General features: G+C 75.0%; 13 protein-coding genes. 11 read left to right on the top strand and 2 right to left on the bottom strand.

Annotated elements, in window-relative coordinates; all coding sequences use genetic code 11:
• Positions 1 to 33: 33 nt before the first annotated feature.
• The 7 genes from ABT263_RS26865 to ABT263_RS26895 all read left to right on the top strand — a co-directional run bounded on the left by ABT263_RS26865 (position 34) and on the right by ABT263_RS26895 (position 9,024).
• On the top strand, positions 34 to 1,242 hold the full coding sequence (locus ABT263_RS26865) for a MalY/PatB family protein (protein WP_352294124.1): 1,209 nt from the start codon (positions 34 to 36) through the stop codon (positions 1,240 to 1,242).
• Between the two features lie 111 nt (positions 1,243 to 1,353).
• Positions 1,354 to 2,715 (top strand): ergothioneine biosynthesis glutamate--cysteine ligase EgtA, encoded by a 1,362-nt coding sequence (gene egtA / locus ABT263_RS26870; protein ID WP_352294126.1) that lies wholly within the window; start codon positions 1,354 to 1,356, stop codon positions 2,713 to 2,715.
• Positions 2,712 to 4,130, top strand: coding sequence for an ergothioneine biosynthesis protein EgtB (gene egtB, locus ABT263_RS26875; protein ID WP_352294128.1), 1,419 nt, complete (start codon positions 2,712 to 2,714; stop codon positions 4,128 to 4,130). Before egtA ends, egtB begins: the two co-directional genes overlap by 4 nt.
• A complete protein-coding gene (egtC, locus tag ABT263_RS26880) occupies positions 4,130 to 4,867 on the top strand; it encodes an ergothioneine biosynthesis protein EgtC (protein WP_352294130.1) in 738 nt (245 codons plus the stop codon). Before egtB ends, egtC begins: the two co-directional genes overlap by 1 nt.
• 52 nt (positions 4,868 to 4,919) lie before the next feature.
• Positions 4,920 to 5,903, top strand: a complete 984-nt coding sequence (gene egtD / locus ABT263_RS26885) for an L-histidine N(alpha)-methyltransferase (RefSeq protein WP_352294132.1) — start codon at positions 4,920 to 4,922, stop codon at positions 5,901 to 5,903.
• A gap of 118 nt (positions 5,904 to 6,021) precedes the next feature.
• A complete protein-coding gene (locus ABT263_RS26890) occupies positions 6,022 to 7,452 on the top strand; it encodes a sugar porter family MFS transporter (protein ID WP_352294134.1) in 1,431 nt (476 codons plus the stop codon).
• 423 nt (positions 7,453 to 7,875) lie between these two features.
• A complete protein-coding gene (locus tag ABT263_RS26895; protein WP_502885871.1) occupies positions 7,876 to 9,024 on the top strand; it encodes a nitric oxide synthase oxygenase in 1,149 nt (382 codons plus the stop codon).
• Here ABT263_RS26895 and ABT263_RS26900 read toward each other — a convergent pair.
• Positions 8,967 to 9,674, bottom strand: a complete 708-nt coding sequence (locus ABT263_RS26900; protein ID WP_352294138.1) for a TetR/AcrR family transcriptional regulator — start codon at positions 9,672 to 9,674, stop codon at positions 8,967 to 8,969. The genes ABT263_RS26895 and ABT263_RS26900 overlap by 58 nt on opposite strands.
• Before the next feature lie 133 nt (positions 9,675 to 9,807).
• Here ABT263_RS26900 and ABT263_RS26905 point away from each other — a divergent pair, with 133 nt between their 5' ends.
• The 4 genes from ABT263_RS26905 (at position 9,808) to ABT263_RS26920 (ending at position 14,630) form a co-directional block, all read left to right on the top strand.
• Positions 9,808 to 10,956 (top strand): acyl-CoA dehydrogenase family protein, encoded by a 1,149-nt coding sequence (locus ABT263_RS26905; RefSeq protein WP_352294140.1) that lies wholly within the window; start codon positions 9,808 to 9,810, stop codon positions 10,954 to 10,956.
• A gap of 44 nt (positions 10,957 to 11,000) precedes the next feature.
• Positions 11,001 to 12,188: a thiolase family protein gene (locus tag ABT263_RS26910; protein ID WP_352294142.1), complete on the top strand. Its 1,188-nt coding sequence runs from the start codon at positions 11,001 to 11,003 to the stop codon at positions 12,186 to 12,188.
• Between the two features lie 125 nt (positions 12,189 to 12,313).
• Positions 12,314 to 13,072 carry a 3-oxoacyl-ACP reductase FabG gene (fabG, locus tag ABT263_RS26915; RefSeq protein ID WP_329490658.1) on the top strand — a complete coding sequence of 253 codons (759 nt, stop codon included), beginning with the start codon at positions 12,314 to 12,316 and terminating at the stop codon, positions 13,070 to 13,072.
• 196 nt (positions 13,073 to 13,268) lie between these two features.
• Positions 13,269 to 14,630 (top strand): S53 family peptidase, encoded by a 1,362-nt coding sequence (locus ABT263_RS26920; RefSeq protein ID WP_352294144.1) that lies wholly within the window; start codon positions 13,269 to 13,271, stop codon positions 14,628 to 14,630.
• A 106-nt stretch (positions 14,631 to 14,736) separates the two neighbouring features.
• On the opposite strand, the gene ABT263_RS26925 is transcribed toward ABT263_RS26920, so the two are convergent.
• Entirely contained in the window at positions 14,737 to 16,887 is a 2,151-nt protein-coding gene (locus tag ABT263_RS26925) for a hypothetical protein (RefSeq protein WP_352294146.1), read from the bottom strand.
• Between the last annotated feature and the right edge of the window lie 352 nt (positions 16,888 to 17,239).

Here is a 17,239-nt window from a genome sequence, read left to right on the forward strand (position 1 = left end):
CCGACCCCCACCGCCGCCCGGGAGGCGCCCGCCATGACGACCCCGTCGGACGACCCCGGCCACACCCCGGGCCACTCCCCCGACCGGCTCTTCGGGCGGGCCTTCGACCGGACCGGTACCGGGAGCAGCAAGTGGGCGCGGACGGCCGGCGCGGCCGGCGTGATCGCGATGGGGCTGGCCGACATGGACCTGCCCGGCCCGCCGGCCGTCGCGGCGGCGCTGGGCCGGCGCGCGCGGCACCCGGCGTACGGGTACACGGTGTGCGACCCGGCCGGCCGGGAGCTGGTGGCCCGCTGGTACCGGGACCGGCACGGGGTGGAGATCGACCCGGCGTGGGTGCTGCTGCTGCCGTTCGGACCGCGCACCGCCGTCCGGCTGCTGCTGGAGGCGGTGCGACCGACCGGGCCGGTGCTGTTCCCGGCGCCGGAGTGGGGCGGCTTCGCCCAGGTCTGCCGGGCCGCCGGACTGGCCCACCGGGAGCTGCCGCTGGCCCGGGACGCCGCCGGCTACCGGCTGCCGCTGGACGCCTTCGCCGGGCACCGGGCCGGGGCGGTGCTGCTGAGCAGCCCGCACAACCCGTCCGGCCGGGTCTGGACCGCCGCGGAGGTCCGCGCCCTGGCCGAGGCGGCGGCCCGGGGCGGCGGGGTACTGCTCTCGGACGAGGTGCACGGCGACCTCACCCACCCGGGCCACCGCCACCCGGTGGCCGTCGCGGTCGCGGGCCCCTACCGGGAGCGGACCGTCACCCTCAACTCGGTCGGCAAGACCTTCAACACCTCCGGCATCCCCAGCTGCTTCGCGCTCGTGCCGGACGCGGCGCTGCGCGAGCGGCTCACCGGGGTGATGGCGGGGTACGGCCTGTGGGAGGGCGGGCTGCTGGAGCAGGTGGTGCAGGAGGCGGCGCTGCGCGACGGCGGCCCGTGGCTGGACGCGCTGCTGGACCACCTGGCCGCCGCCCGGGACCGGCTGACCGGCGTGCTCGGAGAGGCCGTCCGCTCCGCGCCGGAGGCCTCCTACCTGCTCTGGCTGGACGCCGCCGCGCTCGGCCTGCCACCCGTGGGGGCCCGGGCGGCGCTGCTGGAGCGGTGCGGCCTGGAGGCCTCCGACGGCGCCGACTTCGGCCCCGGCGGCGAGGGCTCGCTGCGGCTGAACTACGCCCTGCCGGAGCCCGCGCTGGCGGCGGCCGTGGGCCGGCTGGAACGGCTCCGAAATCCCGCTATCACCCGATTGCACCGCCTCTGACCTGCGACGACATCTCTTCACCAGATGTTTGCGGAGCGCCCCGGCATGGTCCGTAGCAGACTGGGCAGGGTAGACCGGGCCGCAATCGTGATCCCGAGGATGGTGAGTCCGGTGATACCCGTTCGCCCGACCAGCCCGACCAGCCCGACCGACCGCCAGGGCACCGATCCGCCCACCGGGAGCGTCACCCCGCTCACCGAGTCGACGGCGCGCCGCCACATGGCCGGCGTCTGCTTCAAGATCGGGCCGCCCCGGCTGGTCGGCGTGGAGGTCGAGTGGTTCGTCCACGACGACCGATGTCCGACCGGCCCCGTGCTACCGGAGCGGCTGCACGCCGCACTGGAGTCACTGCCGCTGGGCGGCGCCGACGGGACGGTCCTGCCGTCCGGTGCCCGCCTCACCCTCGAACCCGGTGGACAGGTCGAGCTCAGCTCCCCGCCCGCCGACGGCATCGTCGCCTGCGTCGACGACACCCGCCGTGATCTCGCCACCCTGCGGGCCGCCTTCGCGGCCCAGGGTCTGCGGCTCACCGGCACCGGTACCGACCCCCTGGCCCGCCCCCGCACGATGGTGCTGGACCACCCGCGCTATCTCGCGATGGAACGGTTCTTCGACTCGGCCGGGCCCTGGGGCCGGATCATGATGACCGGCACCGCCTCCGTGCAGGTCTGCCTGGACGCGGGGGCCGCCGACGGCCCGCACGCGCTCGACCGGCGCTGGCGCCTGACCCACCAGCTCGGTCCGGTCCTGGTCGCCGCCTTCGCGAACTCCCCCCTGCTGGACGGGAAGCCCACCGGGCACCGGTCCACCCGGCAGATCGTCTGGTCCCGGATGGACCCCACCCGCACGCTCGCCCCGGCGCCCGACCACGGCGATCCGCGCGAGGCCTGGACCAGGTACGTGCTGGACGCCGAGGTGCTCTGCATCCGCCGCCCCGACGGCCTGCCGTGGACGGCGCCGGCCGGCCTGACCTTCCTCGACTGGCTGCGCGGCGGCGGCGAACGCCCGCCGACCCTCGCCGATCTGGACTACCACCGCACCACGCTGTTCCCGCCGGTCCGCCCGCACGGCCACCTGGAGCTGCGGATGATCGACGCCCAGCCGGGCGACGGCTGGATCGTCCCCGCGGCCCTGGTGACCGCGCTGCTGGACGACCCGAAGGCCGCCGACGCGGCGCTGGCCGCGCTGGAGCCGCTGGAGAGCGCCACCGGGCCGCTCCCGCCGCGCAGCGACGCCTGGCGCCGGGCCGCCACCCTGGCGGTCGCCGATCCCGCGCTGCGCCGCGCCACCCTCGCCTGCTTCGCCGCCGCCGACGCCGCGCTGGGACGCCTGCCCGGCGCCGAGCGACTGCGCACCGCCGTCGCCGAGTTCGCCGAGCGCTACCCCGCGCGCGGCCGCTGCCCGGCCGACGACCAGCTGGACGCCCTGCGCTCCGGCACCCGACGCACTCCCCCGGAGGAGGCCGCACCATGATCGACGACGCCCGCCCGACCGGCTCCCGCACCACCGGGGCGACCGGCCCCGGGTCTCCGCCCGCGGCCTCCCCCGCCCCGCCGGCCGGCCCGTCCCCCGAGGGCCTTCCCCCGGCGGCCCTGCGCGAGGCGATCGCCACCGAGCTGCTGGCCGCCCGGACCCGCACCGCCGCGCTGACCGACTGCGTCGAGGACCACGACCTCACCGCCCAGCACTCCCCGCTGATGTCCCCGCTGGTCTGGGACCTCGCGCACATCGGCAACCAGGAGGAGCTCTGGCTGCTGCGCAACATCGGCGGCCGGGAGCCGATGCGCCCGGAGATCGACCCGCTCTACGACGCCTTCGAGCACCCGCGCGCCGAACGCCCCAGCCTGCCGCTGCTGCCGCCGGCCGAGGCGCGCGCCTACGCGCACGAAGTCCGCGGCCGGGTGCTCGACCTGCTGGAGGCCAGCCCGCTGGAGGGCGCTCCGCTGCTCGACGCCGGCTTCGCCTTCGGCATGATCGCCCAGCACGAGCAGCAGCACGACGAGACCATGCTGGTCACCCACCAGCTGCGCCGCGGCGAGCCCGCGCTGGCCGCTCCCCCGCCGCCGCCCGCACCGGCGGACGCGGCGGCGCTGCCCGCCGACGTGCTCGTCCCCGCGGGCCCGTTCACCATGGGGACGGACACCGAGCCGTGGGCGCTGGACAACGAGCGCCCGGCGCACCGGATCGACCTGCCGGCCTTCCGGCTGGACACCACGCCGGTCACCAACGGCGCCTATCTGCGGTTCATCGCCGACGGCGGCTACGACGACCCGCGCTGGTGGACGGCCGAGGGCTGGGAGCACCGGCAGCGGGCCGGGCTGACCGCCCCGCTGTTCTGGCACCGCGAGGGCACCCAGTGGCTGCGGCGCCGTTTCGGCACGGTCGAGCCCGTCCCCGAGGACGAGCCGGTGCTGCACGTCAGCTGGTACGAGGCGGACGCCTACGCCCGCTGGGCGGGGCGGCGGCTGCCGACCGAGGCGGAGTGGGAGAAGGCCGCCCGGCACGACCCGGCCACCGACCGCTCCCGCCGCTACCCGTGGGGCGACGGCCCGCCCGCCCCGGAGCACGCCAACCTCGGCCAGCGCCATCTGCGCCCGGCCCCGGCCGGCAGCTACCCGGCCGGCGAGTCCCCCTACGGCGTACGGCAGTTGATGGGCGACGTGTGGGAGTGGACGGCCAGTGACCTCCACCCCTACCCCGGCTTCCGGGCCTGGCCGTACCGGGAGTACTCGGAGGTCTTCTTCGGGCCCGAGTACAAGGTGCTGCGCGGCGGCTGCTTCGCGGTCGCGCCGGTGGCCTGCCGCGGCACGTTCCGCAACTGGGACTACCCGGTCCGGCGGCAGATCTTCGCCGGGTTCCGCACCGCGGCCGACGTGGCGGCCGGCTGATGTGCCGCCACCTCGCCTACCTCGGCGCACCGGTGACGCCCGGGGAGCTGCTGGTGGAGCCGCCGTTCGGGCTCTACCGGCAGTCCTGGGCCCCCCGGGCGCAGCAGTACGGCACGGTCAACGCCGACGGCTTCGGCCTCGGCTGGTACGCGGACGGCGACCCGACCCCGGCCCGCTACCGGCGGGCGGGACCGATCTGGGCGGACGCCTCCTTCGCCGACCTCGCCCGGGTGATCCGCACCCGGGCGCTGGTGGCGGCCGTCCGCTCGGCCACCGAGGGCTGCGCGGCGGGCGAGGACGCGGCCGCGCCGTTCGCCGCCGGGCCCTGGCTGTTCAGCCACAACGGCGCGGTGGCCGGCTGGCCGGACAAGCTGGACGCGCCGGCCGGGCGGCTCTCCCCGGCCGAGCTGCTGGAGCTGCCGGCCCGGACGGACTCGGCGCTGCTCTGGGGCCTCGCGCTGCACCGGCTGCGCGCGGGCGCGGGCCTCGGCGATGCCCTGGCCGGCGCCGTCGCGGACGTGACCGCGCACACCACCGGCCGGCTCAACCTGCTGCTGACCGACGGCCGGGCGATCGCCGCCACCGCCTGGGGCGACACGTTGCACCACCGGAGCCTGCCGGGTGCGGGCGTCCTGGTGGCCTCCGAGCCCTACGACGACCACCCGGACTGGACCGTCGTCCCGGACCGCTCGCTGCTGCTGGCCGGCCCGGACGGTGTCGTGGTCCGCCCGCTCTGAAATCTCCCTCGCTCCTCTCACCTTCACTTTTTGAACAGAGGATCCATCTGTCATGAGCATCTTTGATCTCACCCGACTGCTGCCCGCCGACCACTTCAGCACCGCGCTGCGGCACGACGTGCGCGAGGGGCTGACCGCCGATCCCAAGTGGCTGCCGCCGAAGTGGTTCTACGACGCCCGGGGCAGCGAGCTGTTCGAGGAGATCACCCGGCTGCCCGAGTACTACCCGACCCGCGCCGAACGGGCCATCCTCACCGCCCGGGCCGGCGAGATCGCCGCCGCCACCCGGGCCCGCACGCTGGTGGAGCTGGGCTCGGGCTCCTCGGAGAAGACCAGGCTGCTGCTGAACGCGCTGCGCGACCTCGGCACGCTGGACAGCTACGTCCCGGTGGACGTCAGCGAGAGCGCCCTGACCGGTGCGGGCGAGGCGCTGGCCCTGGACTTCCCCGGGCTGTCCGTGCACGCGGTGCTCGCCGACTTCACCGCCCGGCTCGGCCTGCCGCCGGAGGGCGGGCCGCGCCTGGTCGCCTTCCTCGGCGGCACCCTCGGCAACCTGCTCCCCGCCGAGCGGGCGGTCTTCCTGCGCCGCCTGCGGGCCGCGCTCGACCCCGGTGACTTCCTGCTGCTCGGCACCGACCTGGTCAAGGACCCGCAGGTGCTGGTGGCCGCCTACGACGACGCGGCGGGGGTGACGGCGGAGTTCAACCGGAACGTGCTCAACGTGCTGAACCGGGAGCTGTCCGCCGACTTCGACCCGAGCGCGTTCGAGCACGTGGCGCTCTGGGACCGGGAGCGGGAGTGGATCGAGATGCGGCTGCGCTCGCTGCAGGAGCAGACCGTGAAGATCCCCGCGCTGGACCTGCCGATCCACTTCGAGAAGGGCGAGGAGCTGCGCACCGAGGTGTCGGCCAAGTTCCGCCGGGAGCGGGTGGCCGAGGAGCTGGCGGCGGCCGGCCTGCGGCTGAGCCACTGGTGGACGGACGAGGAGGGCCGGTTCGGGCTGTCCCTGGCCTCGCCGGTGGCCGAACAGGTTTGACAGTTCACTTTACTAATAGGCAAGGGGACTTGTCGGGCATCCCACGTACAACACTTGAACATTGACGGGTTACGATCGCGGCTACCAAGCTCAGCGTTGAGTATCAGGAGTCAAGATCGTGAGCGTCACCCAGCAGCCCTCGGAGCCCGTGGCGGCGGAGGTTCGACCCTCCGACCGCCTCGGCTTCGTCGTGTTCATCACCGCCGCCGCGGCCCTCGGCGGGTTCCTGTTCGGCTACGACAGCTCCGTGATCAACGGCGCCGTCTCCGGCATCCAGGAGAAGTTCGGCGTCGGGGACGGCGTCACCGGTCTGATCGTCTCGTCCGCGCTGCTGGGCTCGGCGGTGGGCGCCGCGCTGGCCGGCCGCTTCGCCGACCGGTACGGCCGGATCAAGGTGATGAAGGCGGGCGCGCTGCTCTTCGCGGTGAGCGCGGTCGGCTCGATGCTGCCGTTCGCCGCCTGGGACCTCGCCGGCTGGCGGGTCCTCGGCGGCGCGGCCATCGGCATCGCCTCGGTGATCGCCCCGACCTACATCGCCGAGGTCGCGCCGACCCGCTACCGGGGCCGGCTGGCCTCCTTCCAGCAGGCCGCGATCGTCCTCGGCATCGCGATCTCGCAGCTGGTCAACTGGGTCCTGGCGGACGCCGCCGGCGGTGACACCCGCGGCCGGCTGCTCGGCCTGGAGGCCTGGCAGTGGATGCTCGGCATCTGCGTCGTGCCGGCCGCCGTCTACTTCGTACTCGCCTCGATGATCCCCGAGTCCCCGCGCTACCTGATCTCGGCCGGCCGGCTGGACGAGGCCCGCACGGTGCTCACCGAGGTCGAGGGCGAGGGCTCCGACACCGACGCGCGGATCGCCGAGATCCAGGGCCTGATCGCCTCCGACCACCGGCCGCGCTTCGGCGACCTGCTCGGCGGTCGGTTCGGCCTGCTGCCGATCGTCTGGGTCGGCATCGGCCTCTCGGTCTTCCAGCAGCTGGTCGGCATCAACGTGATCTTCTACTACTCGTCGATCCTCTGGCAGTCCGTCGGCATCGACCAGAGCAACTCGCTGCTGATCAGCTTCATCGGCTCGGTCATCAACATCCTCGGCACCGTGGTCGCGATCCTGCTGGTGGACCGGATCGGCCGCAAGCCGCTCGCCCTGATCGGCTCGGCCGGGATGGCCGTCGCGCTGGCCGCCTGCGGCTGGGCGTTCTCCTCGGCCACCGGCACCGGCGACGACGTCGCCCTGCCCGACCTCCAGGGCACCGTCGCGCTGATCTCCGCCAACGCCTTCGTGCTCTTCTTCGCGATGTCCTGGGGCGTGGTGGTCTGGGTGATGCTCGGCGAGATGTTCCCCAACCGGATCCGGGCCGCCGCGCTCTCCGTCGCCGCCTCGGCGCAGTGGATCGCCAACTGGGCGATCACCGTGTCGTTCCCCTCGCTCTCGCGCTGGAACCTGTCGGCGACCTACCTGGTCTACGCGGGCTTCGCGGCCCTGTCGCTGGTCTTCGTGGCGAAGTACATGAAGGAGACCAAGGGCGTCCGCCTGGAGGACATGGGCTGATCCGACTGTCGGACCTTCGGCCCCCGCACCCTAGCGCTCCCGGCGCGGGTGCGGGGGCCGAATCGTTCACTCTCTGCGGCGGGGCGCCTACCTCCGGTACTCCTGTTCGGCAGGAGGGATGTGTCCTTGATCTTCAACCGGCTTCGCACCCGCAGCACCCGCCCGACCCGTCGCCCCGCACCGGCTCCGACGCCGGCCGCGGCACCGGCGCCGAGCGGCGGCTGCCCGTTCGCCCACGCCCACCCGGCCGCCGAGCCGCCGCACGGGCCCGACCCCCTGCCCACCACCGTGCACGGCACCGGCGTCCGGTACCTCGTCGACCCGGGGCGCGCCGAGGCCGGGCGGACCACCCCGGGGCGGCCCACCGTGGCCGAACGCACCACCGGCACCGATCCGTTCGCCGGTCTCCGCACCGAGCCGGGCATCGAGCCGTTCGGCGAGACGTTCACCGAGGCGTTCACCGGACCCTCGGCCGAGCCGTTCGCCGAGCCCTTCACCGACCCCGACGCGGCCGCCGACTTCGTCCGCCAGTTCCACCGCGAGCAGCCCGGCACCGGCGACCCGACCGGGCGGGTGCTGGCGGTCCTGGACGAGATCGACCGCACCGGCACCTACCAGCACACCCCCGCCGAACTCGCCTACGGCGCCCGGCTCGCCTGGCGCAACGCGGCCCGCTGCATCGGCCGGCTGTACTGGCGCAGCCTGGTGGTGCGCGACCTGCGGCACCTGGCCTCGGCCGACGACATCGCCACCGAGTGCTTCGAGCACCTGCGGGTGGCCTCCAACGGCGGCCGGATCCGCCCGGTGATCTCGGTGTTCGCCCCCGACCGGCCCGGCCGCCCGGCCGCCCGCATCCTCAACCAGCAGCTGGTCCGCTACGCCGGCCGGCCCACCGGGCACGGCTTCGTCGGGGACCCGGCGGGCGCGCGGCTGGCGGCCCGCGCCCGGGACCTCGGCTGGAAGTGCGGCGAGGAGCGCTTCGAGGTGCTGCCGCTACTGGTGCAGGAGCGGCCCGGTGCCCGCCCCGAGTGGTACGAACTGCCGGACGACACCACCCCCGAGGTCGAGCTCAGCCACCCCGACCTCCCGTGGTTCGCCGAGCTCGGCCTGCGCTGGTACACGGTGCCCGCGATCAGCGACATGACGCTGGAGATCGGCGGCGTGCGCTACCCCACCGCCCCGTTCAACGGCTGGTACATGGGCACCGAGATCGGCGCCCGCAACCTGGCCGACGCCGACCGGTACGACATGCTGGCGACCGTCGCCGACCGGCTCGGCCTGGACACCTCCAGCGACCGCACGCTCTGGCGCGACCGCGCGCTGGTGGAACTCAACGTCGCGGTGCTGCACTCGTTCCAGGAGGCCGGGGTGACGATCGCCGACCACCACACCGAGTCGGAGCGGTTCCTGAAGCACATCGCCCAGGAGAAGCGGCTCGGGCGGCCCACCCCCGCCGACTGGAGCTGGATCGTGCCGCCGGTCTCCGGCGGGCTGACCCCGGTCTACCACCGCTACTACGACCCGGTGGACCCGTCACTGCGCCCCGCCTTCGTGGTGCGCGAGCCCTGGTGAGGCCGCGGCGCCGCCCCGTCGACCGTCCGCTCGTACCGGAGCAGCAGCCCGTCGAGCAGCGCTTCGAGACCGGTCTCGAAGGCGCCCTCGTCGATCGCGCCCCGGTGTTCGGCCAGCCGGTGGGCCTCGCCGAGGTGCGGGTAGTCGGCGGCGTCGTACAGCCCGGCGTCCTCGGGGAAGCCCGCCGCGAAGGAGGCCAGCGCCGAGCCGGTGACGAAGTACCGCATCAGCGCGCCGATCCGGGTGGCCTGCCCGCGCGGCCAGCCGGCCTCGACCAGGCAGCCGAAGACGGCGTCGGCCAGCCGCAGCGCGTTCGGGCGGCGGCCGGGGCCCTGGGCCAGCACCGGGACGATGTTGGGGTGCGCGGCCAGCGCGGCGCGGTAGGAGCGGGCCCAGTCGCGCAGCGCCCGCGGCCACGGCGCGCCGGCGGTGAACATCGACAGGTCGACCTCCCCCATCACGCTGTCCACCACCGCGTCCAGCAGCTCGTCCTTGGTCGCGACGTGGTTGTAGAGCGACGGCCCGCTGACCGACAGCTCGGTGGCCAGGCGGCGGGTGGAGAGGGCGTCCAGCCCCTCGGCGTCGATCAGCCGCAGCGCGGTGGCGACGATGAGCTCGCGGCTGAGCAGGGGTGTGCGCGGGCGGGCCATCGTCGCGGTTCCTCCGGTCGAGTGGGGTGAGGACCGATTCTGGCAGGCGCCTCTTCCCAGCGCGGCCCGGTCGGGGCTACAGTCCCGGTAAAACTTGCACCGCTAGTTTACCGGAGCCCGACGAGGTGGCGCGATGAATCTGGAGCTGACCGAGGAGCAGGCCGCCCTCCGGGACCTCGCGGCGGCCTTCACCGACCGCGAGATCGTCCCGCACGCGGCCGCCTGGGACCGGGCCGAGTCCGTCGACCGCGCGGTCATCGGCAAGCTCGCCGGCATCGGCCTGCTCGGCCTCACCATCCCCGAGGAGTACGGCGGCAGCGGCGGCGACCACCTCGCGTACTGCCTGGCCCTGGAGGAGCTGGGCCGGGGCGACTCCGCCGTGCGCGGCATCGTCTCGGTCTCGCTCGGCCTGGTCGCCAAGTCGGTGAACGGCTACGGCACCGAGGAGCAGAAGCGGCACTGGCTTCCCCGGCTCACCTCCGGCGAGTCGCTCGGCTGCTTCGCCCTCACCGAACCCGGCACCGGCTCGGACGCCGCCAACCTGACCACCCGGGCGGTCCGGGACGGCGACGACTGGCTGATCAGCGGCGCCAAGATGTTCATCACCAACGGGACGTGGGCCGATGTCGCGCTGGTCTTCGCCCGCACGGGCGGACCGGGCCACCGGGGCATCACCGCCTTCCTCGTCCCCACCGACCTGCCCGGCTTCACCCGCACCGAGATCCACGGCAAGCTCGGCCTGCGCGGCCAGGCCACCGCCGAACTCGCCTTCGACGCCGTCCGCGTCCCCGACCGGGCCCGGCTGGGCGAGCTCGGCAAGGGCTTCACGGTGGCGATGGCCGCCCTGGCCAAGGGCCGGATGTCGGTGGCGGCCGGCTGCGTCGGCATCGCCCGGGCCTGCCTGGAGGCCGCCGTCCACTACGCCGGCGAGCGCGAGCAGTTCGGCCGGCCGATCGCCTCGCACCAGCTGGTCCAGGAGCTGCTCGCCGGCATCGCCGTGGACGTCGAGGCCGCCCGGCTGCTCACCTGGAAGGTCGCCGACCACATCGAGCGCGGCCTGTCGTTCGCCACCGAGTCCTCCGTCGCCAAGCTCTACGCGAGCGAGGCCGCCGTCCGGGCCGCCAACAACGCGCTCCAGGTCTTCGGCGGCTACGGGTTCATCGACGAGTACCCGGTCGGCAAGTACCTGCGCGACGCGCGGGTGATGACCCTCTACGAGGGCACCAGCCAGATCCACAAGCTGCTCATCGGGCGTTCGCTCACCGGCGTCAACGCCTTCTGACCGCCACTCACCGGACAACCCCACCGGATAAGGAGCCCGACGACGTGCGTCCTGTCTACTTCGCCGCAGCCCGCCGCACACCCATCGGCCGACTGCGCGGAGCGCTCGCCACGGTCCGCCCGGACGACCTCTCGGCCACCGTGCTGCGCGCCCTGCTCGCCGATGTCCCCACCCTCGACCCGGCCCGGATCGACGACGTCTACTGGGGCGCCGCGAACCAGGCCGGCGAGGACAACCGCAACGCCGCCCGGATGGCCGTGCTGCTCGCCGGCCTGCCCGACAGCGTCCCCGGCGCCACCGTCAACCGGCTCTGCGCCTCCGGCCTGGAGGCCGTCACCCAGGCCGCCCGGGCGATCGGCTCGGGCGAGGCCGACGTGGTGCTGGCCGGCGGCTGCGAGTCGATGACCCGCGCCCCCTTCGTCCTCCCCCGGCCCGACGAGGCACTGCCGCACCGGATCGAGACCTTCGACACCCGGCTCGGCTGGCGGCTCACCAACCCGCGGATGGCCGAGCTGCACGGCGTGCTCTCGATGGGCGAGACCGCCGAGGAGGTCGCCGCCCGCCACGGCATCACCCGGGAGCGCCAGGACGCCTTCGCGCTCCGCAGCCACCGGCTGGCCGCCGCCGCCCGCAAGGACGGCCACTTCGACGCCGAACTGGTCCCGGTCGAGCGGCCGGACGGCGTGACCGTCCACCAGGACGAGAGCATCCGGGAGGACACCGGCCCGGAGAAGCTCGCCCGGCTGAAGCCGGCCTTCCGCGCGGGCGGCACGGTGACGGCGGGCAACGCCTCGCCGATGAACGACGGGGCGGCCGGCCTGGTGCTGGTCAGCGAGGAGGTCCTGGGCGAGCTGGGCCTGCGGCCGCTCGGCCGGTACGTGGCCGGCGCCTCGGCCGGGGTGCACCCGGACGTGATGGGCATCGGCCCGGTGCCCGCCACCCGCAAGGCGCTCGCCCGGGTCGGCTGGTCCGTCGCCGACCTGGAGGAGGCCGAGCTCAACGAGGCCTTCGCCGCGCAGGTGCTCGCCAGCGTCGACCAGTTGGGCCTCGACCCCGAGCTGGTCAACCCGACCGGTGGGGCGATCGCGCTCGGCCACCCGCTGGGCGGCTCCGGCGCGCGGATCCTCACCACCCTGCTGCACCGGATGCGCCGCAACGGCACCCGGCGCGGGCTGGCCACCATGTGTGTCGGAGTCGGCCAGGGCAGCGCCGTCCTGGTCGAATCCCCCTGAGCGCCGGCCGCCGTCCCGTCCTCCGGATCGAGGCCGACCGCGAGGCCGACCTCACGGTCGCAGGCGCAGTCGCAGTCGCAGTTCCCGTCGCAGCCGAAGTCGAAGTCGAAGTCGAAGGAGTTGTCGTGACCCGTTTCGCAGGAAAGGTCGCCGTCGTCACCGGTGCGGCCCAGGGCATCGGCGCGGCCACCGCGCGGCTGCTGGCCGAGGAGGGGGCCGCCGTCGCGGTGGTCGACCTGACCGCCGAGCGGGCCGCCGGCACGGTCGAGGAGATCACCGCCAAGGGCGGCACCGCACGGGCGTACGGCTGCGACGTGGCCGACTACGACGCGGTGGAGGCGGTCTTCGCCGAGGTCGCCGGGGACTTCGGCGGGGTGCACATCCTGGTGAACAACGCCGGGATCACCCGGGACAACCTCTTCTTCAAGATGACCAGGCCCGACTGGGACGCGGTGCTGACGGTCAATCTGACCAGCGCCTACAACTGCAGCCACGTGGCGCAGAAGTACATGACGGCCCAGAAGTACGGCAAGATCGTCTCGCTCAGCTCGCGCTCGGCGCTCGGCAACCGGGGCCAGGCCAACTACGCCGCCGCCAAGGCGGGCATCCAGGGCCTGACCGCCACGCTGGCGATCGAGCTGGGTCCGTTCAACATCAACGTCAACGCCGTCGCCCCCGGCTACATCGCCACCGCGATGACCGCCGCCACCGCCGAGCGGGTCGGCGCGACGGCCGAGGACCACCAGGCGGAGGTCTCCGCCCGGACGCCGCTGCGGCGGGTCGGCCGGCCGGAGGAGATCGCCTCGGTGGTCGCCTTCCTCGCCAGCGAGGACGCCTCCTACGTCAGCGGGCAGACGCTGTACGTCAACGGTGGGGCACGCTGAGATCTTCTGACGTTTCGTCAGATAGCCGTCCCGGGTGGTGGGTTACCTTCACCTGGGACGGCCTTTACCCTTTCCGGTGGCCTGCGCGAGCATGCCGACGGGTACGGAATGACTATGGCATGATCATGCTGCTGTCGATGGGATGGCCGGACCGCCCCGACCGGTCCAGGTCGGGCCCTGCGTCCCAAGGAGTCCCATGGGCAGCCCCGCCACCCTCCGCCGTGCCCTGGCCCTGCTCGCCGTGGGGGCCACCGCCCTGACGGCCGGCACGCTCGGCGTCCCGGCCGTCCACCCGGCGGCCGCCGCCGGCCTCGCGGGCGTCCACGTCCGCCCCGCCTCGACGGGCCACATCAGCGCCGTCGGCCGGGACGCGCCCCTGCCCACCTCCCAGTGCGTCAGCCAGATCGGCATCCACTGCTACTCCCCGCTCCAGTACCGGACCGCCTACAACCTCGACCCGCTGTACCGCGAGGGCATCACCGGCAAGGGCCGCACGATCGTCATCGTCGACTCCTTCGGCTCCCCGACCATCCAGCACGACCTGGAGGTCTTCGACAAGCAGTGGGGCATCCCGGACACCCAGGTCGAGGTGGTCAAGTGGGGCGACGTCCCGGTCTTCGACCCGACCAACCCCGATCACACCGGCTGGGCCGGCGAGAGCACCCTCGACGTCGAGTACGCCCACGCCGTCGCCCCCGGCGCGCACATCATCCTGGTCGAGACCGGCGTCTCCGAGACCGAGGGGACGACCGGGCTGCCCGAGATGATGGACGCCGAGAAGGCCCTCATCAAGTCCGGCCGCGCCGATGTGATCTCGCAGAGCTTCGGCGCCACCGAGAACACCTTCCCCGGCTTCGACAAGGGCGACTTCAGCTCGCTCACCGGCCTGCGGTACGCCTTCCAGGAGGCCGCCGCGCACGACGTGACCGTACTCGCCGCCTCCGGCGACACCGGCGCCACCGACTACCAGGCCAACGGCGAGGACCTCTACCCGGGCAGGGTCAACTCCTGGCCCTCCGCCGACCCGCTGGTCACCTCCGTCGGCGGCACCCGGCTCAGCCTGGACGACGCGGGCCGGCGGACCGCCCCCGACCAGGTCTGGCACGACAACTGGGGCGCGGGCGGCGGCGGGACCTCCGCCGTCTTCGCCCGCCCCTGGTACCAGGCCGGCGTCGCCCGCGTCACCGGCAACCACCGCGGCACGCCCGACCTCAGCATGAGCGCGGCGGTCGACGGCGCGGCCTGGACGTACGAGTCCTACGACCCGGCGACGGCCGGCTGGCACATCACCGGCGGCACCAGCGAAGCGACCCCGATCTTCTCCGGCGTCGTCGCGCTCGCCGACCAGCTCGCCGGGCGCCGGCTCGGCCAGCTCAACGGGCGGCTCTACGGGCTCGCCCTGCTCCCGCAGCAGTGGAGCGGCCTGGTCGACGTGACGGCGGGCGACAACTCCTGGGACACGGTGACGGGTTACCGGGCCGCCAAGGGCTACGACCTCGCCAGCGGGCTCGGCACCATCGACGCCGCCAGGTTCGTGCACGCCCTCGCCGGCCGGTAGCGCCGGTCCGGGAGCCGGGAGCCGGGTGCGGCGGAGCGGGCGGCCGGGTGGGCCGCCCGCTCCGCCGTGCCGGGACATCGGTGCGGCGGTGCGTCTGGGCGCCGACTCAGGCGGGGTCGGGGCGGGGGGCGGCGAGCTGGGCCAGGTGGCGTTCGGCGGCGCGCAGCTTGCGCCCGTCGGGGCCCGGGAGGTGGGCCCGCATCTCGATGATCTCGGGGGCGATCCGGATCGCCTCCGCGCGGTCCGCGATCGCCCGCCAGCAGGCCTCGGCGTTGGTGGCCGCCTGCTGGGTCTCCGGGTAGTCCGGGCCCTGGGAGCGCAGCAGCGTCAGGGCCACCTCGCGGTAGATGTCCGCCGCCTCGACCGACTTCCCGGCCAGCCGGCAGACGTGCGCGCGGACCTGCCGCACCTGGAGCACGGGCGCGGAGACGGCGCCGTGCTCGGCGATCGCCTCCAGTTCCAGGGCGAAGGCGAGGTCGGTGGCGGCGGCGTGGTCCCCGGCGTCGGCGCTGCGAACGATGCGGCCGATCACCTCGCGGTAGTCGTCGCGGGGGCGGGGCGCCTCGGGGGCGGGGGCTTCGGGGGCGGGGGCGGGCTCGGGAGCCGGTTCGGGCTCGGGCGCAGCGGCGGGCTCCGGCTCGGGCGCGGCGTCCTTCGGCTGCGCCGCCGCGGGTCCGTCCGCCGGCGGCACCTCGGCCGGCCCGCGGTCCGCGGGCACCGCGTCGGCGGGTGCAGCGTCGGCGGGTGCAGCGTCAACGGGTGCCGCCTGCGCGGCCGCCTCGTCCGCCGGGCGCGCGTCCGTGGACGGCGCCTTGCCCAGGGTCACGCCCGACGTCACCGGCGGGCGCCAGGCGTAGGCCTTCAGCAGGTCGACCGGCCGCGCCGGGGGCGGGGGCGTCGGCGGCACGCCGGGCTTCAGCAGGTTCACCGGTCCGTCGGACGGCGCCACCGCGGCAGGTCTCAGCGGCACGGGCGCGGGTGCCGAGCCGGGCGCGGGTGCCGAGCCGGGTGCCGGGAAGACCGGTGCGGCGGCCTTGTCGAGGGTCACGGCGGGCCGGGCGGCCGGGGCGGCGTCGCGCTGGACCGGCGGACGGGGCAGCAGCGCGGCGGGGCGCGGGCCCTCGTACGGGACGGCCTCCGGCAGCACGCCGTCCGTCCGCCGGGCGGTGTTGCGGAAGAACGGCCGGTTCGGCGCGTGGGTGGCGAGGATGACCACGTCCGGGCGCAGTACCGAGTACACCTGCTGGCGCAGTTGTTCGGGCGCGAGGACGGCCTCGCCGCCCGGACGTCCGCCGTGCAGGGCCTCGATCAGCGCGCGGGTGAAGGTGCCGATCTGCTCCGGGTCCGGGCTGACCACCGCCCAGAGCGGAAGGCCGTCGGCGAGCGGCGAGACGGTGCCCTGGAGGTAGGGCCAGGCGTTCTGATCGGCGCTCAGGTCGGCGATCACGAGTGTCTGCCAGTCGGCGGGCCGGTGACGCAGCTCGGCGGCGACGGACTGCCAGGCGATGCCGTCCTGGCGGATGCTCCCCGACTTCGAGTCCCGCAGGGTGAGGTGGAGTTGGCCGCCGCGCTTGTCGGCGAGCAGGTGGCCGCCGAGGTGCACGAGCAGCGGACCGGGGTGCCGGGCGGCGGCGCGCAGGTGGGCGAGCACGGTGTGCGGGTCGCTCGCGCCGGGGAGGTGGACGGCGTCCACCGCGTCGGCCGCGAGGAGCACCTGGGGCGAGACGGCGGCGAGCATCGCGGAGAGGACGGGCGCCTGGGCGGGTCCGCCGCGCCCCCAGGTACGGCGGCCGGCGTTGCCGTAGCCGCCCTCGACCACCAGGATCCGCCCGCGCGGCGCGGACCCGAGACCGCCCGGTCCGGCGCCGAAGCCGTGGGCGGGGGCCGTGCCGTGCGCGGGGGTGGTGCCGTGCGCCGGGGTGCCGCCCGGGACGGTGAACGGCAGCGGGGTGGCGGTGGACGGTGCGGCGGGCGGCGGGGCGACGACGGACATCCCGGTCATGGTCCAGCCGGTGGGCGGCGCCATCGGCGCGGCCGGGGCCGGGACGGGCGGCTCGTACAGGGCCGGAGCCGGGACGGACACCGGCGCGGCGGTCTGCACGGCGGCCGGGACGGCCGCGGGCGGCTCGTAGAGGGCCGCGGGACCGGGCGGGTGCTCCTCGTACGGATTGCGCGGCGGCCACGGCGGTACGGCATCCCCGGGGCCCTGGTCCGCACCGGGATCGGGGCCTCCCGGGACAGCTGTCGACTCCGCCATCTCTGGTCACCGCCCCGCCCCGCCGCTGAGCGGCGTCTGCTGCCCTTGCCCGTGGCGCCTGCGACCACGTCCGTCAGCGCCACCCTACGAGATCCCGGCACACCCGAGCCAGGCCGGGTGGGCGATCACCGCCGCGCCGCCGGGGCCCGCCGCGTCGCCGCTGCTCAGCCACCGCGCCCGGGCGTCCGCCGGGCGGGCCCGCACGCACGTACGCGCCCGAACGGCCGTGGGCGGACGGCACGGTCGGCGCTCCGCCCGCCGCGCGGGCGGCCCTGCGCCCCGGGGCTTCTGACGGCCGGTGACCGCAGGGCCGCCGCCCCTGACGCGGACCGCCGCAGGTCGGCGGGCTGCC

Source organism: Kitasatospora sp. NPDC001603 (assembly GCF_040298365.1).
Classification (GTDB): Bacteria; Actinomycetota; Actinomycetes; order Streptomycetales; family Streptomycetaceae; genus Kitasatospora.